Genomic DNA, 21,521 nt, shown 5'->3' on the forward strand with positions numbered 1-21,521 from the left:
GACCACAGTTACCCGTCGGCCGGCAAGCACCGAAGCCACCGCATGGTCCCTTATCTTCTGTGTTGATCGTTGAACCACCACGAACCACCTTTCTGGTTTGTGGTGCATTCACAGCTTGACACCGCCCAGGAATGTTCGCCAAAAGGGGTTCACCAAATTCAGCGCGGCCCGCGCTCCAGCAACCTCCGTAGTCCTGAAATGAATGAACCATCACGCAAATCGCGCCACTTCACCCGATACAACGTGTAGCCCGCATTCAAGAAGTCGCGCTCACGCTCGCGCTCTAACTTGATTACGAACGCGGGGTCACCGTACGTGCCGTCATATTTGATTTCCCCGTCGACTTCAATGACCAGCCAGCCGTCGATAATGAAATCCGCGCGTCGCCCGCGCCGGCCCACCACCATTTCGGCATTTTGAACCACACTGCGCGTGTCTACCCCTGCCTCAATGATCTGGGATTTTGCCAAGCTTTCCGCAACAGATTCCGATTTCTCGGTTGCATGCGACAGGACCCGGCGCGCTTTCGCCACCCCATGGCCCCGGCCAATCCCGCGCAGCACTCGCCACAATTCTGACTTCCGGTACCCTGCACGGAGATAGCTTTCCGCGACGACGATCCCGTCGGCGAAGCTGCCCCACCTGCACGTGTCCACCACGGTTCTGGCCGCCGAGGTGTACGCAACCCCTTTGCCTTCCAGGATTTCCGCGCGAGGTAGGTACATCGTCCGATAGCGGATGCCCGGGGCCCATTTTCTGCGCGGCGGTGGCCTGCCCGATCCGGGATACGCCAGCTCGATAGGGAAACTAGCCTCAAGTACCCCGAAGCCCCACAGCACCGCCGCGGCTCGACCTACCACCACCGCCCGATGCGCCTGCTTGCCGACGGCAAGCACCTTCAATCGATGGCGTTCCCACTCCTTGAGCGCATCATAGTGTTCGCGTCATATATAGAAGCTGCCATGAAGCTGTACCCAATTGCCACGAAACTCTTCCTCGTAATACTGCTGATCAGCTGCAGAGATCGCGCGTCGATCCCGCACCGCAATGCCATTCCCCCACAAAGACATGCCGTTGACCCTAGTGTGAAGGGCTACTTGCTGTGGCTCAGGGGCGGAGCTGGATGTGAATAATGCCTGTCTATCCACAATCCCGGAACCCCTTTTGCCGAACTTTCCAGGATGTCGTCGATTTTCAATATCAGCCACCTGGGACACTCGGCAAAAGGGGTTCGCGCGACAGCGCGCAAACTAGGCATCACTCATTCAGAATCTCAGCCCACTGCCAGCCTGGGGCAGGTAATGTGGTGAAGCATGGCAGGAGAAGAAGTATCCACCACTTGGTCCGCCCGCTTTAGAGACAGTCTTCGCTCTTTCGTCGCCGCCCGCGCAGAGGCGCGGCGCTCCCGCTTGGACCGCGGCCTAGACCGGATCGGTAACCGGTTGGGATTGCAGCAAGACCCTGACGGCACGGACACCGAGCGTGTGGAAGCTGTCTGCAACGTGCACCCCACTGAACAGATGGTGCGCAATATCTACTACGCCCCCGACATGGATGGCCACGCCGAACCTGGCGAGGTGGTGTGGATCAAAATCAGCACCGACGACGAGTCCGCGGCCCAAGATCGCGCACTGCTCGTGGTCGGCCACGGCCTGGAGACCATTCTTGGCCTGCTGATCAGCGCCAACTCGGATCATGCCAAGAAGAAGGGGTGGATGGACATCGGTTCCGGTTCCTGGGATTCGAGTGGCGCCCCTTGCTGGCTCCGCCTCGATAAGGTGATCGAGGTGCCAGAACTCGCTATTCGACGCGAGGGTACGGTGGTGCCCCGCCGTCGATTTGAGCGCATCGCCACCAAACTCCGCACTGATTATCACTGGGGATGATTTCTATTCCGCGCGCGTGAGTGCTAAAGTTTGTGTGTTGTTCACTTTTCACCTGTGGGCGTTAACAGGCGGTCAGGACCTTGGGTCCGCCTCAGCACGCAGGTTTCTAGTGGAAACAGTTCAATAGTTTCCTACTTTCAAGAGGTATTTACGATGGCAAACATCAAGTCTCAGATGAAGCGCATCAAGACGAACGAAAAGGCTCGTCAGCGCAACCAGGCAGTACGTTCCGCAGTTCGCACCGAGATCCGTAAGCTCAATGCCGCTATTGTGGCTGGCGACAAGGCTGCTGCAGAAGCTCAGCTCCGCATCGCTTCCCGCTCCCTGGACAAGGCAGTAACCAAGGGCGTCTTCCACCGCAACAACGCAGCCAACAAGAAGTCCAACATGGCTGCTGCAGTGAACAAGATGGCTTAAGTTTCTCTGCTTTAAAAAAGCCCGCCATTCGGTTCTTCCTAAGGAAGATCTCCGAATGGCGGGCTTTTTATCTCCTGCTACAGCAACGCAGCGCAGCCCTCTTTCACCATCCATGCGCCGACTGCCAGGAACAGCAGCCCTGCCACGAAGTCAATCCACGGCCCTGCAGATACGATGCGACGGCGCACCACATCCGCCGACACGATGACTACGAGCACGCTAAACCCAATGAAGGTAGTGAGGGTAATCGCCAGGATAATCGCGAGGGAAACTCCCCAACTCGGGTCAGTGGGCATAAACGGCGTCATGATGGACGCGAAGAACAGTACTGCTTTCGGGTTGGAAAGATTGGTCATTAACCCGAGCCGATAGTTATGGCCCGGGGTCCCGAGCATTTCATCCATCGTGATCTCGCTGAGCGTCACTGTGGTCATGCGTTGCTGCCAGCCGGACTTGGCCATGTTGAAGCCCATCCACAGCAGCCAAGCGCCACCTAGGAGCTGTACCCAGCCCAGTATGGACGGATTAGCCACAAACAATGCTGAAGCGCCCAGTACGGTCAGCGAAACCCACACAACAATGCCGGTGGTGATGCCACCCACCGCTGCTAACGCGTGCGGGCGCGAGCGCGCCGCCAAGCGCAGCAGAAGGAAGACGTCTGGACCGGGCGTGAACATGCCTGCCAGATTCAATGCAACGACGGTCCCCAGAAGTCCCCAGATCATGCGTTAGTTAGCTCTTCCTGCTGGCGCTCCGCACAGTTCAACAATGTCATGTCCGCAAGTTTAGCTAGCGGTTAGCAAGCTCCGATACTTGGCGTACGGCATTCTCGATCGCGAACTCGATATCCCCGCCCTGACCTTTCACCCGCGCGTCCAACTCGGCCATGAGGATTGCCGCGTCGGAGACGGCATCACCATTCCACCGGCGGGCAACCTGCAGGATAGATTTCACCTTGAACGGCGGCACACCCAGCGTTTTTGCCAGTTCATAGTCATTGGCCCGGCCACGAATCGCGTAGGAACGCGCGATGGCTATCACCGAGTTTGACAGCGCGGCAGCAATGAGAACCGGTGGCACGCCCAACTGCAGTGCCCGGCGCGTAGAGCCCACTGCCCGCGCGGTCTGCCCGGAACATGCCAGGTCTGCGATGTCGAATCCGCTAACCTCAGCGACGCCCTCGTAGTACCTACGCACGTCCGCAACAGTGACTTGGGCGTTGGTATCGGCCACAAGCTGGCTGACTGCAGCCGCGAGTTCCCGCAGATCCGAACCGACACCTTCGAGCAGCGCATGGACTACATCAGGCGTGGGACGTACCCCTAAGTTGCGGAACTCGTTGGTAACAAACCCTTGGCGATCCCGAGCACTAAGTTTTGCAGCCTCGTGGACCTCCCCCAGCTTCTTGAGCTTGTCCACCGCCGACTTTGCGCGACCTTTGCCGCTGTGCCGGATGATCACGGTGATGCCGGGTGCGACATCGCGACAGGCGTCGATAAGCAAATCAAGCGGTTCCTTGCCGGACTCCCCCGCATCAGTGAACACCAGCGCGCGGTTGTCGGAGAACAACGACGGGCTGAACATCTCCACCAGGTCCGGCGGGGTGAGCTGGCCAGTGCGCATGGTGGTGACCTGTAGCTGCTCGCCTGCGGGAAGCTCTACGCGCAGCTGATCCAGGATGTTCTTCTGCTGACGCTCGGCGAGGAAGTCTTCTTCGCCGAGAATGAGGTGCACGGGATTGATCACCAGTTCATCGTAGCTAGAAATGCCCGCGGTGTGCGTGTTGCGTCCCATCACGTAACACGCGGACAGGCCCGTCCCGATTCGGATAGAGGATCGGGACCCCGTCCTGAGTCACATGTGGCCGCTTACTCGGTTTCCCTGGTTCCAGCACGATGATCGCCTGCACCCCAGGTGGCGCGCGATAGTCCTTGGGGATCGTCTCTAGCTGAATGACGCTTTCTAGATTGGTCTCTGCTGCGCGGGGCTCCGGAATCGCCAAAACGAGTCCCGCCAGCAGGTAATGCGCCCACTTCTTGTGGATCAACCACACCAGCCACCCCGCAAATAGCAGAGCCCAAGCGGCGCCCAGCTGCAGCTTCGGCATGCCTGCCACGGCGCGCGCCACCGTAGCAATCCACCAGGTAAATGGCTCGGCAAGCCGCAACAGCAGCATTTCAAGCGGAGCGGGCAGTAGCACTGCCAACAGTCCGAGAATCGTGACGGGAGCAACCGCCGCCGCCACTAGGACGTTCGCGATTATCGACGCCAACACCACCCTGCCCGTCATCGCCGCAACGAGAGGCATCGTCACCAGATCAGCAGCAATTGCCACCGCGAGGGCGCGCAAAACTATGTCAGGCACGCGTCTGCCCAACGGGTGCCGCGCTAATGCGCGATACAGCAAAGGCGACAACGCGATGAGGCCGGCGGTGGCAGCCACGGAAAGTGCAAAGCCGTAGGAGACCGCGAGGTCACTATCGTAAAGTAGCAGCGCGATCACCGCGAGACTGAGGCCATGCGCGGGTTCGGCTTGCGCCGAGCCCAGTACAGCCAGCAAGCCGACGATCCCCGTGACCGAAGCGCGGAGCACCGATGGCTCAAAGCCCACCAACCCAACGAATACCGCCAACGTGATGGCAGCGCAGCCTACTTGATACCGCGGGCCCAGCGTCACCGCCTTAGCCAACAACACAGCCGCCACGGTCAAGATCGTGATGTTGGATCCACTGACCGCTGTCAAATGAGACAGACCTGTGTCCAGAAACAACTGCTTTTCTTCCAGGCTTTGCGCCGAGGTATCTCCCAGCACCATGCCCGGCAACAACCCCTCCGATGCTGGTCCAAGGTGCTTGGCGCAGGCTACAACAAAATCGGCTTTGACGCTCGCAGCCCAGGCATCGAAGCCCCGCGGTGGCGCCACTACCTCAAGCTCGCTAATGTTCAGCACCACCGGAGTTACACCTGGCCTGTCGGCGGGGCCGCTAGTTACCTGCGCCACCACACTGGTTCCAAGCGGGGGCGGTTGCTGTTTAAGAAATGCTCGGACCGTGGCGCCATCGACGGACAGCGTGGTAATCCACCCACCAGTTTTGGTCATCGTCGGGCTCGTCTCTATGCGCGCCAACACCGCAGCCGGGAAAGCGGCAGGCGCGGTGTGGATGCGAACCAGGGACGTCGATAAGGCAGCCAACCCCAGGGACAGCGCCGTCAGCCCGGGCCCCGGGAATTTCAGCATGGACAGGGCTGCCACTGCCAAGAGGCCCAAGCCCAGCCACGCCTCCCGAGTTACTACGGTGGCCAGCACAATCGCCCACACCAGCAGCGCTGCCGGAACCAGACGAAGCTCCCTCATGGATTCACAGAGTCACCTCGGGGGAAATCGCCGCGAACTTCGCCGGCCCAATCCCTTTGACCTCTTGCAACTGTTCGATAGCGGAGAATCCGCCTATCTGCTCCCGATGCGCGATGATCGCCGCTGCGGTTTTCGTCCCGACTCCGTCCAAGGACTCTAGCTCGGCGGCCGTCGCGGAATTCAGTGAGACTTTCCCCGGCTCGCTAGCAGCCTGGACGGGTGCTGCACCAACCACAGGGACCTGGATCTGCTTGCCATCACTGAGCTTTTCCGCGAGATTCAGGCTGGCCAGATCCGCCTCCGGCAGCGGCTGCGCTGCCTGCAGGGCGTCGTCGATACGCGCGCCGGGCGTTAGCGTGACCAATCCCGGCGCAGAAACCGCACCGACGACGCTGACCACCGCCATCGTCTCTGAAGTCGGCGCTGCAGATACGGAGGCGGGGGCATATGAGTACCCGGGCGAGGTTGGTTGGCGCAGGAAGAACCACGCTGCCAGCCCGATGACACACACTAGCGCCACCCACATGCCATGACGCGGGGAAATCATAAATCGTGGCTTCGGATAGTGCACCGCGAGGAGGTCTTCCTCGCCGGTTGGTCGGGTCAGATCTGCGACACGTTCGGAGAGCTTCATGGCGCTCAAGTTAGCCGCAACCGGCACTTTCATGCACAGAGCGCCCCAGCCAGCCTGTGGATAGCTACTGGGATGTGGATAAACTTAGGCGGGCTTGCGGGCCACCAACGCGATGGCTCCGAGTTCATCAGCATGCTTCCGAAATTCGGCTCGCATCGCGAGCACCCGCTCCCGGGCAGGCCGGTTACGCAGCAGATTAAACCCGAAACGCGCTGCCCCGAGCATCCCTTCATCGGAAATCAGACGAGAAGGCTCGAGCAAACGCATGGGTGCTTCGCCTTGCCACTCCACCTCCAGTCCGGCCTCTTCCAGCAGCGCTATCCAGTGCGCTACCGGCAGCGGCCGAGCGCCCACCTTGATCGTGCGGGATAGGTCCTTTTCTACCGCGTCGCGTGGTCGAGCTTCTGTCTCCACCCCGGTGCGAGACAGTTCATGAATGGCATAGCGTCCGCCTGGGGCGAGCAATCGGGTAGCTTCCGCCACCACTCGCGCCTTGTCTGTTTGACTTTGCATGGTGAGCATCGCCTCACCGATGACGAAGTCTGCTTCCCCACTCGGCAGACCTGTGGTGGCAGCGTCAGCAGCGACGAGCTCTGTGGGTACGGTGCCACCTAGCAGGTGCCCCAATACTTTAGGTGCGTCCGGATTGGGATCCACTCCAATCCAGCTCGCTGGGTGTGTAGCCAACAGCAATTTTGCGGTAGCCCCGACGCCTGGACCGAACTCTATGATTCGATCCCCGGCGCGTGGTCCGGCAGCAGTGAGCATCCGTTGCGTGAGCTCACGACCACCTGGTCGTAGTACCCGTTTACCGAGCTTTGCCAGCAGCCAGTGCCCCTGGAGGCGCTTTTCTTCCGGTGCCTGACGAGTCATCTCACTCATGCTGATTCCCCTTCCCCAGAGTCAACTTCCACCATGGTCAGTGTCAGTCGCGAGGGTTCTTCGGCCACGAGCGCGTGTGGCTGTCCGGGCGCTAGATAGATAACGTCGCCCGCGCTCATGGTTAACTCTTCTGTCCCCAGAGTCCACAGCATGCGCCCCTCGTTTAGTAGGCATGACACCGCCCGGGGCGTACTGTGCTGGCTGAGGAGCTGTCCGGTGTCGAAGGTGAACTGGACGACGCGCATCATGCTGTTGCTAATGAGCACTCGTGACGTGGTGGATTCTGCGACGACAGGAAGGGATTCAGCCAGCCCTAGATGAGCAGATGATGAGTGTAGGTTGTGGTTGGGAGCCATGGGCATCCTTAAGCTCGGAGAAACAGGATATGAGCTTAGCCTAACCTAATTTATTACACCCAGGGTGTGAGAAATCTCGCCGCTAGCCCTCCGGCTGCGCGGAATACACCACGGAAACCGCCAATGCCCCCGGGCCAACGTGGGCGCCGATCGCATCGTCCAACTCTGAGGTCAGATAAGAGGTCCCCTCAGCCAACACCGCCTGCATCGTCTTCAGCAGCGCCTTCGCGGCCTCACGAGCCTCAGTCTGCTGAATCGCGATGAAAACCGGCTTGCCACCAGCCTTTTCCGCGATCATCTCCACCAGTTTGATGAAGGCCTTGGTCTGGGTGCGCGTCTTCGCCGCCAGCTCAACTTTGCCGCCGCGGATCGTCATGATCGGGCGCGTCGCCAGCGCCGAGGACATCAACGCAGTCGCGGGCGAGAGCCTGCCAGACTTACGCATGTCCTCGATCCGGTGCAAGTACAGGAAAAGGTCCGCACGTTCAAGAGTGTTTACTGCCGCTTCATAGCAGCGTTCCAAATCGGCGCCTTGCTTGGCCAAGCGAGCGGCCGCCATCGCCGCAGCGCCAACCGCCATCCCGGCCGAATTCGTATCCACCACTCGCACGGTGTCATCAAATACCGCTGCCGCCGCAGTCGCATTTGACCACGTCGAAGAAAGCTCCTTAGACAGATGCAAAGCTAAAACGCCCTCATCATGCCCACGTTCCAGCTGGCGCGCATACGCTGCAGTCAGCTCCAGCGCGCTGAGACCGGCGGTAGAGGTGGCACCGCCACGACTCATCACGTGCAAGGGCACAACGGTGATATCGAGTTCCTCAACAATGTCAGCAGGCAACCCCGCTGAGGAATCCGTAACGATCCGAACCGGCATTTACATGCCTCGCTTTGGCGCAGACATGTTCCACCCGTCTAGGTACCACTGTGCGTCGTCGACATTTTCGGCGGTAAAGCGCGCCTGCGGAATAATGGGATCGCCTTCGCCGTCGGCATCCGGGCTGCCCTGGAAGTAGCGCGGGCGGGCAGTCAACTGCGCCCAACACGTATTTTTCAGTCCGGAAAAGATCGGATATTGCTCCGGGCTAAAGCCCAGCAAAGAGGAGGTCAGTGCTGCGATCGTCCCACCGTGAGCGACCACAACGACTGTGGAATCATCCCACTCCGAGAAATCACGCATCTGTTCGTCGATAACCGCACGAGCACGCTGCGCAACCTCGAGCCGCGACTCACCCTTAGGCGGTGCCCAACTGGCGTCGTGACGCCACAGCGCACGCGCACCGGGGAACTGTGCATCAACTTCCTCGTGGCTCATCCCCTGCCACTGGCCGAGGTGGGTTTCCCGCAGGCGCTTATCGACGCCCACAGCGACCCCCACCCGCTGCGCTACCGCCTTCGCTGTCTCCTGCGCCCGCTCTAGGTCGCTGGAGACGATCCTGCCGATTTTGATGTCTGCGAGAAAATCAGCCGCATTCTGGGCCTGCTGAACTCCCACTTCAGATAGCTCGGTGTCCATCTGCCCTTGCATCCGACGGGTGGCGTTATAAAACGTCTCCCCGTGTCGCATCAGGATCAGCTGGCGAGTCACAGCTCGTCTTCCGGCTCTTGCTCAGCCAGCGGAATCTCGTCGATGGAGCTTACTTCACGCTCGTTAACATCGCTCGCCCATGCCTGCGGGCGCTGCGGGGTCTCTATGCCGTCGATGGCGATCAGCGGGCAGTCACGCCACAGGCGATCAAGAGCATAGAATTCGCGCTCCTGCTCGCGGAACACGTGGACCACGAACTCGCCGTAATCCAACAGCGCCCAACGTCCTTCACGTGCTCCCTCGCGGCGGATCGGATCTGTACCGGCTTCGGTGAGCTTGTCTTCAATCTCCTCCACGATGGAATTGACCTGACGCTCAGTGCTGGCAGAAGCGATCACGAACACGTCCGTAATGGTCAACACCTCGGAAACGTCGATGACGGCGATTTCCTCAGCCAGCTTTTCACTCGCAGCGTGGGCAGCGATGGTGGCGAATCGAATCGAATCTTGAGATGCAGTCACGAAAGTCCTTTGAGATTGTTGAGTCTTACTACTAACACCATAGTTTCCCACGTTTGGGGCAGTTTAGGCTAGTTGACGGGGCAATCTTAAGAATACAACCCAGTTTTGTTGATGAACTGCACCACACCATCCGGTACGAGGTACCAAACCGGGCGCCCTGCGGCGGCCCTCTCCCGGCAATCCGTGGAGGAGATCGCCATGGCTGGAATCTCCAGCAAAGTCACGCGTCCCTTATGGATAGCGGGGTCAATGGAGGAGGTCAGTTCGTAACCAGGACGGGTCACACCGACGAAGTGCGCGAGCTCAAACATGGAGGGCCAGTCACGCCACGTGACGATCTGCGCCAGGGCGTCCGCGCCAGTGATGAAGTACAACTCTGCATCCGGGTACTCCGCGCGCAGATCATTGAGGGTATCGATGGTGTATGTTGGCCCCTCCCGCTCAATATCCACCCGCGAGACCGCGAACGACGGATTGGAGGCCGTAGCGATCACTGTCATCAGGTAGCGATCCTCCGCCGAGGACACCTTCCGGTCCGCCTTCTGCCATGGCTGCCCAGTGGGCACAAAGATAACCAGGTCCAGGTCGTAGCGGGAGGCTACCTCCGAGCCCGCAACTAAGTGACCGTTATGGATCGGGTCGAAAGTGCCGCCCATGATGCCGATGCGCTTCGGCGAGATGTGATTCGGTTGTCCCATAACGGACAACTTTAGTCTGTGGACTAGGGTCGAGTCTGCCCAGTGCCCTGCAGAATCCATTTGGTGGAGGTGAGCTCCGGCAGAGCCATCGGACCACGCGCATGGAGTTTCTGGGTAGAAATGCCGATCTCCGCGCCCATGCCATACTGCTCGCCATCCGTAAACGCAGTAGAGGCGTTGACCATCACCGCGGCGGAATCCACAGCGTCGCAAAAGAGCTGAGCAGTACGGATGTTGTTCGTCGCGATGGCCTCCGTATGGCCCGTGGAGTAGCGGGCGATGTGAGCGATTGCGCCGTCCACGCCGTCGACAAGCGCGGCAGCGATATCCATGGACAGGTACTCGTCGCTGAAGTCAACCTCGGTGGCGGCCACATCTGCGCCGAGCTTTTCGACGTCCCCGTGTACCCGCACCCCGGCGTCCTGCAGCGCGGTGATGATACGTGTTTGATCGGCAGCGGGCAGGGCAGAATCGATAAGCACCGTCTCGGCCGCATTGCACACGCTAACACGGCGCGTCTTGGAATTGAGCAGAATCGCGATGCCTAGCTCCAAATCAGCGTCGCGGTCAATATAGACGTGGCAATTGCCAGTACCGGTCTCGATCGTAGGGACAGTTGCGCCCATGACCACAGCGTTAATCAGCCCAGCTCCACCACGCGGAATCACCACGTCCACCAGGCCACGAGCCGTAATCAGATCTTGCACGCTGCCGTGAGTCTCACAAGGCAGCAACTGCACGGATTCGGCAGGCAGCCCATGCTCAAGCAGCACTTCCTGCAGCACCGACACCAAGAAAGCGTTGGAGTTACGCGCCGTCTTAGAACCGCGGAGCAGCGCTACGTTGCCAGATTTGAGCGCCAGCCCGAAAGCATCAACAGTAACGTTGGGGCGTGCCTCGTACACCATGCCCATCACACCAAGCGGCACGCGCACCTGTTTCATCTGGATACCGTTAGGCATCGTCGCACCCTGCAGCACCTGGCCTACCGGATCCTTCAGATCCGCAACTTGGCGCAACCCACCGGCGATACCAGCAATGCGTTCTTCCGACAGCGCAAGGCGGTCAATGAGGGACTCCGCCATTCCTGCGGCTCTGCCGGCATCGATGTCAAGCTGATTTGCCCGGAGAATCTCCGGGGTACGCTCCTCCAGGCGATCCGCCGCGGCGCGCAGGATCGCGTTCTTCTGGTCAGAGGTGAGCCGTGCGAGGACCCCAGCGATCGCCTTAGCTGCGCGAGCCTTGGCCAATACCTCGTCCCGTTCGGCAGAATTCGATCCCAAATCAGCAGTCATGCTGCACTATTTTAGCTCAGTATCCCTGCCCCGGAGTCACTTCTGTAGGCATCTTCTCCCCTGCGGCGAAAGCCTGGGCATTAGCCAGGATCGCCTTCGGCATCAAGGCTTGGATCCGCTCGCTGGTATTAGCAATATGCGGCGTGATCACTACGTTTGGCATGGCCCACAGCGGGTGTTCCGCTGGCAATGGCTCTGGTTCGGTTACATCCAAAGCAGCGCCCGCGATCTGCCCGGTTTCCAGGGCGTGTGTGAGCGCATCGGTATCAATGAGCGGTCCGCGCCCCACGTTCACAACCACCGCATGCGACGGCATCTCGGCGAGAGCCTGCGCATCCACCATATGATGAGTTTCAGCTGTGAGAGGCGCGGCCACAATGAAATAGTCTGCCCGCGACCACACAGCCTCCGTTGTTGTCTCATCTGCCCCCGGTACCGGACGGCCGGAACGATTGACTGCGATGACGCGGCAGCCAAAGCCATGCAGCATCGGGATGAGCTCCGTTCCAATACCACCCGCTCCGACGATGGCCACGGTCTTATCGTGGAGCCAGCCGGTAGCACCCTCTGCTGCTGCACGCGCATCCCAGGAGGTGCACTGTTTGTGCGCATGCAACTGGGCGAGGAGCAACGCTACTGCCGATTCCGCGACAGTGGTGGCAAAGATGCCCCGGGCGTTTGCCCACCGCCGATCCGAGGTCAAGATTCCTGCGGCTTCAAAGCCGTCGATACCGGCTAGGCAAATCTGCACCCAGCGGATATTTTCCGGCAGCTCCGGGAATTCTTCCGGGGTCCCGTTGAAGACCAAGAAATCAGCCTCGCCGAGCTCGGTTTCTTCATAACCGTTCTCACTGAGGTAATCGATGACGGTGGACCAGCGATGCGGGGTAATCGAAAATTTCATGCCCCCCAGGCTACGCGCGAGTAGCAAAGTTGGACAGGTAGTCCGCGTGTACCACCGGCCGTTGCATACCCTCCGGCAGCTCATCGCTGTGTTTTCCGAGCATCGGCCGTAGCGTGCGAGAGTCAAAGGCCACTTCCCCACGCCCAATAATTTCTCCTTCAGGCCCAAGGATTTCTACGATCTCGCCGGAGTGGAAATCCCCGTCAATTTCGGTGATACCCACCGCCAACAGCGAGTTACCTCCGGCCGTCACTGCACTCACAGCACCAGCATCGATCTTCAACGTCCCCGCAACATCTGCCGCGTAAAGGGCCCAGAATTTCCAGGCACTGATTCCATTGTCCTTGGGGTGGAACACCGTGCCCACCTCAGCGCGATCCAGCGCCGGACCAATGTTGTCCGCGCTGGTAAGCAGCACTGGGATCCCACCGCGGCAAGCAAGCCGGGCAGCCGACACTTTGGTGGCCATGCCACCAGTGCCCACCACGCCCCCAGAGCCGGCGATCACGCCTTTGAGATCATTGCCGTCACGCACCTCGGAGATGAAACGCGCAGTCGGGTCCACCGGGTTCTTGTCATAGAGGCCATCGACGTCGCTCAGCAGCACCAGCGCATCCGCGCTCACGAGGTTTGCCACGATCGCAGCCAAACGGTCATTGTCACCGAACCGCACCTCAGTGGTGGCTACCGTGTCGTTCTCATTGATGATCGGCACTGCGCGCAGCTGGCGCAAACGATCAATGGTGTTCTGTGCGTTACGAGCCCGGTCACGCTGCCCAGCGTCACTCGCCGTGAGCAGCACCTGCCCCACCGCCCGACCATAACGAGCGAAGCTGACTCCCCACTGGTGCGCAAGGTAAACTTGGCCGACCGCGGCCGCCGCCTGACGGGTGGCAAGATCACTCGGGCGGTGCGGCAGGCCGAGAGGGGCCATCCCCGCGGCAATAGCGCCAGAGCTGACAACAATGACATCAGTGTTGCGCGCCATGCGAGCTTGGATAGCATCAACCAGCTTATTGATCTGCGCCGGCTGCACAGTGAAATTCTCGTCCGTCAGGCTACTCGAGCCAATCTTGACCACAATGCGCTTGGCGCGCGAGATCTGTTCCCGCACGCTCGAATGGTGCCCAAAAGCAGGCCCTCCAGGCTCGGCCACGGGGAAGGTTGCTTCCGGGGTCGAATCGGCGGTGAAAGGCTTGAGCGGGAGGGTGGACATGGAAGTAAATATAGTCGCCCGCACGCTGCTGCGGGGCTATGGGGTTGGATCCCCACCCGTTGCACCGAGCGTTTCACCGGAGACGAAAGACGCCTCATCGCTGGCGAGGAAAACATAGGGACCAGCCATCTCGACCGGCTGCCCTGCCCTGCCTAAACCAGAATGTTGACCGAAGGAAGTGATCTTCTCTTGTGGCTGACCGTGTGAGGGCTGAAGTGGGGTCCACACCGGGCCAGGCGCTACCGCGTTGACGCGAATGCCCTTCGGCGTCAGTTCCGTAGCCAAACCCTTGGACAGATTATTCATTGCTGCCTTAGTCATCGCATAATCGAGCAGGGTGTCCGATGGCGAGTACGCCTGCACGGAAGAACTGAAGATAATGGAGGCACCCGGCTTCATATACTTCAGAGCTTGCTTTGTGACATAGAAGGTGCCATAAAGGTTGACCTTCATCGTGCGGTCAAAGCTCTCATCAGAGATGCTTGCTAGGCCTTCATTCCACACTTGGCGACTGGCATTATTGACCAAGATGTCGAGTCCACCCAATGTCTTCACGGCGTCATCGACAAGCAAACGGCAATAATTCGGATCGAGGAAGTCACCTGGCAGCGGCACTGCCTGGCGCCCAGTCTCCTCAATTGCTTTAATAACTCGCTCGGCATCTTCTTGTTCAGCTGGCAAATACGCCAGTGCGATGTCGGCACCTTCACGGGCATATGCGATAGCTACGGCGGCACCGATTCCGGAATCACCACCAGTGATCAATGCCTTCTTGCCGTGTAGCCGTCCGCTTCCGACGTAACTTTCCACCCCGATGTCAGCCGTGGGCTGCAGCTGCGCATCTAGCCCTGGCTCCGGCTGAGTTTGCTCAGGCGGAGAGATCCGAGGGTGCAATTCGCGCGGGTCAACAGTAGCTTCCTGGCTTACTCGAGTCATCGAATCCTCCTAAAGTTGCTGTGCTTTCCACCGTACTGATGGACGCGAAACGGCCCCTCAAATTTGAGGGGCCGTTATTTTTTCGACAAAGAGTGTTGATGGAGCTGTTATTAGCCCTGCCAACGCTCTCGGTCGGCAACTTCGCCATCGCCATAATCCAGTTCGTCGATAAGGCCACGACGAGCCTGGGAGGCGCGCTTACGCTCGGCGGCGGAGATACGCTCGGTCTTTTCCAGTCGAACGTCGGTGCCTCGCCCTGTCATCAGGGAGTCAGCACCAGCAGCGGTCATTGGCTCCCATTCGAAGGTGACATCGCCGATGGTTACCTGCGCGCCTTCGCTTGCGCCGGCCTTGAACAAGGCATCTTCCACCCCGGCACGCGCCAAACGGTCAGCAAGGTAGCCGACTGCTTCATCGTTCTCGAAGTCAGTTTGGCGAATCCAACGTTCCGGCTTTTCGCCGCGGACCACAAAAGCGCCCTCGAACCCTGGGTCTTGTTCCACCACGAAGCCCAGCTTGTTCTTGACCGCATCCACAGCCTGTGGCCGGATGATCGTACGGACCTCCGCCTTGGCCTTCGGATTGACCTTGCGGTGCTGCTGCACGATTTCCAACAGTTTAAACTTCAGCGGTTCCAGCCCCTGGTAGGCGGCAGCGGAGATGATGAACACCGGCCAGCCGAACTTCTCTTCGATGTCCGATTTGAGGAACTCAGCCAGCTCCAGCGCCTCTGGGACGTCGGTCTTGTTCAGCACCACAATTCGCGGACGATCCTTAAGGTCTCCGAGCCCAACATCGTGGCTGAGCTCGGATTCGTACAAGGCCAGCTCGTTTTCCAGCGCCTCAATATCGCTGATCGGGTCACGACCAGGATCCATCGTGGCAGTGTCAACGATATGTGCCAGAACTGCGGTGCGCTCAATATGGCGGAGGAAGTCCAGACCAAGACCCTTGCCCTCGGAAGCGCCAGGAATTAGGCCTGGCACGTCTGCAATGGTGAAGGTCTCATGGCCCACTTCCACCACACCAAGGTTTGGCGCGAGGGTGGTAAACGGGTAGTCGCCGATCTTGGGCTTCGCAGCAGAGATGACAGAGATCAGACTGGACTTGCCGGCGCTGGGGAAACCGAGCAAACCGACATCCGCCATGGACTTAAGTTCCAGGGTCACATCGTGTTGCTCGCCTGGCTCGCCCTTCAGCGCGAAGCCCGGCGCCTTGCGGGCGCGACTGGCCAGCGAGGCGTTACCCAGGCCACCGTGGCCGCCTTCAGCAGCGATGTAGCGCATGCCTACCGCGGTTAGGTCTGCCATGACCTCACCCTTGTCATTCATCACCACAGTACCTGCTGGGACCTCCAGCACGAGGTCTTCTCCACGCGCACCATTGCGGTGGTCACCGGCGCCATTCGTGCCGCGCTGTGCCTTGATGTGTGGCCGGTAGTGCAAGTCCAGCAGGGTGTGAACTTGCGCGGAGGCCTCGAGGACGATGTCGCCACCGTGACCGCCGTTACCGCCGTCGGGGCCGCCAAGCGGCTTGAATTTCTCGCGGTGGATCGAGGCGCACCCGTTACCGCCGTCGCCAGCCATCAGGTGCAGGACCACGCGGTCAACAAATCGGTTCATGGGGGTTCCTTCAATCTAGGGCGCGCTTCTCGACGTCAATAGTGCCCAATTCTACTGTGCCTTCGAGCAATCGATTGATTGTAGCCAACCACCAGCCGGAAAGGCTAATGCCAGGCAGCACTCTGACGCCAGTTGCCACGGATAAGCGAAAACCCGCACTCACATGGAGTGCGGGTTCTAGCGATGTCAAGCTTAAGCTTCTACAGCCTCAGCTGGAACAATGTTCACCATGCGACGGTTGCGCTTGGTGGAGAACTGGACTGCGCCAGCCTTGAGAGCGAACAAAGAATCGTCGCCGCCACGGCCAACGTTCTCGCCTGGGTGGAACTTGGTTCCGCGCTGACGAATGAGGATCTCGCCGGCCTTGACCTGCTGACCACCGAAGCGCTTGACGCCGAGACGCTTTGCCTCGGAATCGCGACCGTTAGAGGTCGAGGATGCACCCTTCTTATGTGCCATTTGGTTTCCCTCCTTCAGGAAAGCTAAAAGCCTGCCGGCTTATTTGATGCCCGTTACCTTGAGAACGGTCAGTGGCTGACGGTGGCCCTGGCGCTTCTTGTAACCGGTCTTGTTCTTGTACTTCAGGATCTTGATCTTCGGGCCCTTGGTGTGCTCGACGATCTCGGTGTTGACGCTGATCTTGGAAAGCTTGGCAGCATCAGTAGTTACATCGGCGCCATCGACGAGCAGAACCGGGGTGAGAGCCACGGAAGAACCTGGCTCACCCTCGATCTTCTCGACCTTGACGAGGTCACCTTCGGCAACCTTGTACTGCTTGCCGCCGGTCTTGACGATCGCATACATAGGAGGGCTACCCCTTTATCTAGAACTCGGCTCGGACACACGGTCGCGCGCCCGAATGGACAAATGATTTTTTTGGCGTTTACAAGGGATCTTCGCAGCGATTGAAGCACGCGGAACTCACCTGTAAACAGCGACTGTCAAAGACTACCCGGTAACGCGGCGAAAATACAAACCGCGTGCTCGCTAGCCTCGGTTGCGACGTACCACGCGACGACGTCCGCGAGACTGCTGTGGCTGCTGTGGTTTTTCCGCAACCGGTGCAGCAGGCTCCGCGCTTGCCAGCTTCTTCACCACGCGGCGACGTCCGCGACGCGGCGATGCCTCAACAACCGCAGCTTCCGGCTCCTTCGATTCCGCCTTCGGCGCAGCGGCACGCACAGGCTTCTCGACGGCAACCGCTTCCGGCTCCGCAAAGTCAGACTTGCGTGGAGGTACATCAGACTTGGAGTTGCCCCGGGTGGCCCGGCGGCGACGCGGCGAGTTGTTGTACTGCTCCAGCGCCTCCTCATAAGACTGCGCTGGCTGATAGTCCTTGCCGGATGGCTCTTCAGGATCCTCCTCGTCTGCCGTCGCTACGGCAGCGGCTGCGATTTCCTCGATCTCAGAGACATTGCGGTTCTTGCGCCGACGACGCGAAGGACGAGTGTCCTGTTGCTTTTCCGGCTCCACTGCCACAACCGCCGCTGCGAGCTCCTCGATGGACTTTTCTTCTTCCTCGTCCTCGCGGTGTATCGCCTTGATCGCCGGATGCTCTGCGCGCTTTGTGGCGGCGCGCTTGCCGTAGACCGGGACATCTTCTTCCTGCTCAATTGGGTCAGTATGCAGGATGATGCCTCGACCTTGGCAGCACTCACACTCGGTGGAGAAAGTCTCCAACAGGCCGGTCCCCAGCTTCTTGCGCGTAACCTGCACTAGCCCCAAGGAAGTGACCTCAGATACCTGGTGACGGGTGCGATCCCGCCCAAGCGCCTCGGTGAGTCGACGCAGCACCAAGTCGCGGTTTTCCGGCAACACCATGTCGATGAAGTCGATGACGATCATGCCGCCCATGTCACGCAAGCGCATTTGACGGACGATCTCCTCGGCCGCCTCGAGATTGTTCTTGGTGACGGTTTCCTCGAGGTTGCCGCCGGCGCCGGTAAATTTGCCAGTGTTCACGTCGATGACGGTCATAGCTTCGGTACGGTCAATCACCAGCGTGCCACCGGAAGGCAGCCACACCTTACGCGCTAGCGCCTTGTGTAGCTGTTCATCGATCCGGTAAGACTCGAAGGCATCGACCCCGCCGTTCTGGGAGGAATCGAACTTCTCCAGACGCTCAACCAAGTCCGGCGCCACCGAATTCACGTAGGCATGCACGGTCCCCCATGGGCGGCTACCATCCACCACAAGCTTGTCGAAGTCTTCATTAAACAGATCACGGACCACCTTGACCAGCATGTCCGGCTCTTCATACATGGTCACAGGCTTCGCGCCGCGCCCCTGCTTTTCACGCTTAGTACGGTCTTGAATCTGCTCCCACAGATTGTGGAGACGCGAAACATCAGCAGCAATCTCCCGCTCGTGCACGCCTTCCGCAGCAGTGCGGATGATAGCGCCGCCATCCCCCGGAACAACTTCCTTCAGGATTTCCTTGAGACGCTTGCGTTCCGGCTCTGGCAGCTTTCGTGAAATCCCCGCGGAACGTCCTCCTGGGACATACACCAGGAAGCGACCAGCCAGGGAAATCTGCGTGGTGAGGCGTGCACCCTTATGCCCGATCGGGTCCTTGGTTACCTGCACCAAAACTTGATCACCGGACTTGAGGGCCTGTTCAATCTTGCGGGACCGTCCCCCAAGCCCTGCGGAGCGCCAATCAACCTCGCCGGCGTAGAGCACGCCGTTGCGGCCCTTTCCGATATCGATGAACGCTGCCTCCATCGAGGGCAGCACGTTTTGCACGCGGCCAAGATAAATGTTGCCGACCATCGTGGACTGCGTTTCCGAGGTGACAAAATGCTCTACCAGCATCGAGTCTTCCAACACGCCGACCTGAGTCACGCGGCCCAAACCATCTTCCCGCTCCCGCTCACGCACGACCATGACACGTTCTACAGATTCGCGGCGCGCCAAGAACTCTGCTTCGGAAACGATATGACGCTTCTTGCGACCTTCCTCCCGACGCTCAGTACGGCGACGACGCTGTGCTTCGAGACGCGTGGAGCCCTTGATGCCCATCGGCTCCTCAGAGACCTCTTCCACTGCCTCTACCTGAGGCTCATCGGAGCCCTTGCCGCGCCCTTTGCCTCGACGTCCACGACGCTTAGGAGCAGAGGTCTCTTCGCTGTCCACAGCAGGAGCAGCCACTGGCTCTGGGGCTTGGAAAATAGGTGCGATGAAGACGTTTTCAGGGGCAGGCGTGATCTCTGGGACTACGTCTTCCAGCAGTTCAGCGTCCTTCTCCTGCTCTACGGCCGTCACTAGGTCGATGGTGGCCAGCTCGCGCTCGACCTTTTCCTCGATTTGGTGGATCTCGTTAGCTACGTTCTTTTCCACCCGCTTACGGATGACGTCTTCGTCTTTGCCACTGAGGGCGTCGAGAAGCTGCTCGGCTTCCTGCTTGGAGATGGTGGACTGGGCGACCTTTTTCAGCCCTAGATTGGCGAGCTCCGCGATGAGTTCCTTAGATGCCATCCCGAGTGCTTTCGCAAGGATGTGTACGCGGTTCTTCTCCCCTAGTTGGGTTCTATCGAATTGTGCTGCGCCGTTTGCCACGGTCAACTCCTATGTTCATTTTTTGGCGCGTGTCCCGGGCGCTGGCACTTCTTGCCGCCGCCACACAGGTCGCGCTTCATGTCGTATAAAGCCTTGTCGCGCCAGTCATCGTTCAGCGATCCTGCGGTAGCGAGCGAACAACAACGTGCGTGCCATCCATTGTGGCACAGATTCGCCACCACGTGACGCAATCAAGCTAACCTCGGCGCTATGAAGAATCGTTTTCACAATGCGGAATTGGCGGTGGTGCCGGCGATAAGTCTCGCTGCGGTGCGCTCTGAACTGCTAACTACCCTGCCGCTCGATCTCCCCGGGTTGACTGCGGTACCGCTCATACTCTGCGGCGTGATTTTCCTCATTATCGCCCTCGTGAAGGAGCAACGGACCACCCAGCACCTTCGGTTTGACATATATCGTCTCGAGGAAATCAATCCGCCGGTGCCCTGGTTGCGTATTTTTGGCCCGCTCATTGCGCCGATCTCAGCTGAAATCACACTGGCAACAGGGTGGGCCGTTGACCCGATCTTCGCTTCCAGTCTCCGGTTCCTGGTGACAGCTTTCGCACTCTTCTTGATGTTTAGCGCCACGATGTCGCCGGATATGCGCACAGGGCCGCGTCGAGCCCAGGAAATCGCGGGGACCAGCTTAGAGGGGGTCACTGCTTCTCGGATTGAATCGCTACGCCCCCATGCGGCGTTCGCCGCGTACCTGATCCAGATCAATGCTATTTATGGCAGTCGGGTACGCGTCGATTCGCTGGCTGCACAGTTGGAGCGTCCAGCTTCGGAGATACTTGAAACGGCAAAGCAGCTGCGCGAAGCGGGCCTAGCGAACGTCTCTACCCTCATGTCCCCTGATACACCGGAGAAGTGGTGGATTGAGTTGACCGAGGTGGGCGTGCGCACTTTCTATCACCTGAAACGCTAAAACCGCGGCTTCCTCAATGAGGAAGCCGCGGCAGTTAAGCGTTTAGAGGTTAGGGAACCAAATGCCAATCTCGCGCTCTGCGGACTCTGGAGAGTCGGAGCCATGGACAACGTTCTCACCGACGGTCAAAGCGAAGTCGCCGCGGATGGTGCCCGGGGTGGCCTTGGATACTGGGTCCGTGCCACCGGCAAGCTGGCGCCATGCCTCGATGGCACGTGGGCCCTCGACGATGCCGGCAACGAGTGGTGCAGAGGTGATGAAGGAAACGAGCTCACCGAAGAATGGCTTATCAGCATGCTCGGCGTAGTGCTTCTCTGCGGTTTCCTTGTCTGCAACGCGCAGATCCATAGCGACGAGCTTAAGACCCTTGCGCTCGATGCGGGAGATAATTTCGCCCACGTGGCCGTTTGCGACGCCGTCTGGCTTGATCAGGATGAGTGTACGTTCAGTCATGCCGGTAATCATACCTGTTCAACTATTGACACCGCAGTCTTTAGGTCGGCGTAGCGGTACCACAGGCGCACCTGCCGAATCGCAGCGTAGCCCTCACCACGGTTTTTCATGTCGCGGATGGTTTTCCTTTGCTCCGCGGTGAGCTCGATCGGGTGCTCTGCGAGCTTCTGCTGATTGGACCGCTTCACCAAACCACTGATCAAGCTGGAACCGGCAGCGATGATAAAGAGAATCGCCAGCCACATCCCTAGGTCCGCGGCGCGAACATAAATGGCGAGGAGAGCAAATACGGCCGCTGCGATGAAGTCAAGGTTGCGCGAAAGCATGACCCTA

At 59.5% G+C, this 21,521-nt stretch carries 25 protein-coding genes; 3 read left to right on the forward strand and 22 right to left on the reverse strand.

The annotated features are described in order from the left end of the window. Positions 1 to 158: 158 nt before the first annotated feature. Positions 159 to 863, reverse strand: coding sequence for a hypothetical protein (locus WG915_RS08150; RefSeq protein WP_339564890.1), 705 nt, complete (start codon positions 861 to 863; stop codon positions 159 to 161). A gap of 81 nt (positions 864 to 944) precedes the next feature. Next, entirely contained in the window at positions 945 to 1,070 is a 126-nt protein-coding gene (locus tag WG915_RS08155; RefSeq protein ID WP_339564891.1) for a hypothetical protein, read from the reverse strand. Between the two features lie 243 nt (positions 1,071 to 1,313). Between WG915_RS08155 and WG915_RS08160 the strand changes: the two genes are divergently transcribed. Together WG915_RS08160 and rpsT are read left to right on the forward strand one after the other, a co-directional pair. After that, positions 1,314 to 1,886 carry a type II toxin-antitoxin system PemK/MazF family toxin gene (locus WG915_RS08160; protein ID WP_339564892.1) on the forward strand — a complete coding sequence of 191 codons (573 nt, stop codon included), beginning with the start codon at positions 1,314 to 1,316 and terminating at the stop codon, positions 1,884 to 1,886. A 153-nt stretch (positions 1,887 to 2,039) separates the two neighbouring features. Next, a complete protein-coding gene (gene rpsT / locus WG915_RS08165; RefSeq protein WP_339564893.1) occupies positions 2,040 to 2,303 on the forward strand; it encodes a 30S ribosomal protein S20 in 264 nt (87 codons plus the stop codon). 77 nt (positions 2,304 to 2,380) lie between these two features. Here rpsT and WG915_RS08170 read toward each other — a convergent pair whose 3' ends face one another. The 18 genes from WG915_RS08170 to WG915_RS08255 all read right to left on the reverse strand — a co-directional run bounded on the left by WG915_RS08170 (position 2,381) and on the right by WG915_RS08255 (position 19,808). Beyond that, entirely contained in the window at positions 2,381 to 3,028 is a 648-nt protein-coding gene (locus WG915_RS08170; RefSeq protein ID WP_339564894.1) for a LysE family translocator, read from the reverse strand. Positions 3,029 to 3,092: 64 nt separating this feature from the next. After that, the gene (gene holA / locus WG915_RS08175) at positions 3,093 to 4,097 is read right to left on the reverse strand and encodes a DNA polymerase III subunit delta (protein ID WP_339564895.1); all 1,005 of its coding nucleotides are present in this window, start codon (positions 4,095 to 4,097) and stop codon (positions 3,093 to 3,095) included. Then, complete coding sequence (locus WG915_RS08180; RefSeq protein ID WP_339564896.1) at positions 4,063 to 5,658, reverse strand: ComEC/Rec2 family competence protein; 1,596 nt, start codon at positions 5,656 to 5,658, stop codon at positions 4,063 to 4,065. The genes holA and WG915_RS08180 overlap by 35 nt, the downstream gene beginning before the upstream one ends. 4 nt (positions 5,659 to 5,662) lie before the next feature. After that, positions 5,663 to 6,292, reverse strand: a complete 630-nt coding sequence (locus WG915_RS08185; RefSeq protein WP_339564897.1) for a ComEA family DNA-binding protein — start codon at positions 6,290 to 6,292, stop codon at positions 5,663 to 5,665. Positions 6,293 to 6,376: 84 nt separating this feature from the next. Further along, entirely contained in the window at positions 6,377 to 7,174 is a 798-nt protein-coding gene (locus WG915_RS08190; protein ID WP_339564898.1) for a class I SAM-dependent methyltransferase, read from the reverse strand. Next, positions 7,171 to 7,530: a cupin domain-containing protein gene (locus WG915_RS08195; protein WP_339564899.1), complete on the reverse strand. Its 360-nt coding sequence runs from the start codon at positions 7,528 to 7,530 to the stop codon at positions 7,171 to 7,173. Before WG915_RS08195 ends, WG915_RS08190 begins: the two co-directional genes overlap by 4 nt. An 82-nt stretch (positions 7,531 to 7,612) precedes the next feature. Beyond that, positions 7,613 to 8,407, reverse strand: a complete 795-nt coding sequence (locus WG915_RS08200) for a DegV family protein (RefSeq protein WP_339564900.1) — start codon at positions 8,405 to 8,407, stop codon at positions 7,613 to 7,615. Then, a complete protein-coding gene (locus WG915_RS08205) occupies positions 8,408 to 9,118 on the reverse strand; it encodes a histidine phosphatase family protein (RefSeq protein WP_339564901.1) in 711 nt (236 codons plus the stop codon). After that, on the reverse strand, positions 9,115 to 9,579 hold the full coding sequence (rsfS, locus tag WG915_RS08210; RefSeq protein ID WP_339564902.1) for a ribosome silencing factor: 465 nt from the start codon (positions 9,577 to 9,579) through the stop codon (positions 9,115 to 9,117). The genes WG915_RS08205 and rsfS overlap by 4 nt, the downstream gene beginning before the upstream one ends. A gap of 86 nt (positions 9,580 to 9,665) precedes the next feature. After that, positions 9,666 to 10,277: a nicotinate-nucleotide adenylyltransferase gene (gene nadD / locus WG915_RS08215; protein WP_339564903.1), complete on the reverse strand. Its 612-nt coding sequence runs from the start codon at positions 10,275 to 10,277 to the stop codon at positions 9,666 to 9,668. 23 nt (positions 10,278 to 10,300) lie between these two features. Further along, a complete protein-coding gene (locus WG915_RS08220) occupies positions 10,301 to 11,572 on the reverse strand; it encodes a glutamate-5-semialdehyde dehydrogenase (RefSeq protein WP_339564904.1) in 1,272 nt (423 codons plus the stop codon). Positions 11,573 to 11,588: 16 nt separating this feature from the next. Next, complete coding sequence (locus WG915_RS08225; RefSeq protein WP_339564905.1) at positions 11,589 to 12,476, reverse strand: D-isomer specific 2-hydroxyacid dehydrogenase family protein; 888 nt, start codon at positions 12,474 to 12,476, stop codon at positions 11,589 to 11,591. Between the two features lie 10 nt (positions 12,477 to 12,486). Beyond that, positions 12,487 to 13,590, reverse strand: a complete 1,104-nt coding sequence (gene proB / locus WG915_RS08230) for a glutamate 5-kinase (protein WP_339565011.1) — start codon at positions 13,588 to 13,590, stop codon at positions 12,487 to 12,489. A gap of 138 nt (positions 13,591 to 13,728) precedes the next feature. Beyond that, the gene (locus WG915_RS08235) at positions 13,729 to 14,628 is read right to left on the reverse strand and encodes an SDR family oxidoreductase (RefSeq protein ID WP_339564906.1); all 900 of its coding nucleotides are present in this window, start codon (positions 14,626 to 14,628) and stop codon (positions 13,729 to 13,731) included. Between the two features lie 110 nt (positions 14,629 to 14,738). Continuing rightward, entirely contained in the window at positions 14,739 to 16,250 is a 1,512-nt protein-coding gene (gene obgE, locus WG915_RS08240; protein WP_339564907.1) for a GTPase ObgE, read from the reverse strand. Positions 16,251 to 16,442: 192 nt separating this feature from the next. Continuing rightward, on the reverse strand, positions 16,443 to 16,709 hold the full coding sequence (rpmA, locus tag WG915_RS08245) for a 50S ribosomal protein L27 (RefSeq protein WP_339564908.1): 267 nt from the start codon (positions 16,707 to 16,709) through the stop codon (positions 16,443 to 16,445). Positions 16,710 to 16,748: 39 nt separating this feature from the next. Next, complete coding sequence (gene rplU, locus WG915_RS08250; protein ID WP_339564909.1) at positions 16,749 to 17,054, reverse strand: 50S ribosomal protein L21; 306 nt, start codon at positions 17,052 to 17,054, stop codon at positions 16,749 to 16,751. Between the two features lie 183 nt (positions 17,055 to 17,237). Further along, positions 17,238 to 19,808 carry a translation initiation factor IF-2 N-terminal domain-containing protein gene (locus WG915_RS08255; RefSeq protein ID WP_339564910.1) on the reverse strand — a complete coding sequence of 857 codons (2,571 nt, stop codon included), beginning with the start codon at positions 19,806 to 19,808 and terminating at the stop codon, positions 17,238 to 17,240. Between the two features lie 210 nt (positions 19,809 to 20,018). Between WG915_RS08255 and WG915_RS08260 the strand changes: the two genes are divergently transcribed. After that, complete coding sequence (locus WG915_RS08260) at positions 20,019 to 20,735, forward strand: hypothetical protein (RefSeq protein WP_339564911.1); 717 nt, start codon at positions 20,019 to 20,021, stop codon at positions 20,733 to 20,735. 42 nt (positions 20,736 to 20,777) lie between these two features. Here the strand turns inward: WG915_RS08260 and ndk are convergent, their stop codons facing one another. Continuing rightward, entirely contained in the window at positions 20,778 to 21,188 is a 411-nt protein-coding gene (gene ndk, locus WG915_RS08265) for a nucleoside-diphosphate kinase (protein WP_339564912.1), read from the reverse strand. Between the two features lie 8 nt (positions 21,189 to 21,196). Beyond that, a complete protein-coding gene (locus WG915_RS08270) occupies positions 21,197 to 21,514 on the reverse strand; it encodes a hypothetical protein (RefSeq protein ID WP_339564913.1) in 318 nt (105 codons plus the stop codon). Positions 21,515 to 21,521 lie beyond the last annotated feature (7 nt).

The organism is Corynebacterium sp. H128 (assembly GCF_037482625.1).
Taxonomy (GTDB): Bacteria; Actinomycetota; Actinomycetes; order Mycobacteriales; family Mycobacteriaceae; genus Corynebacterium.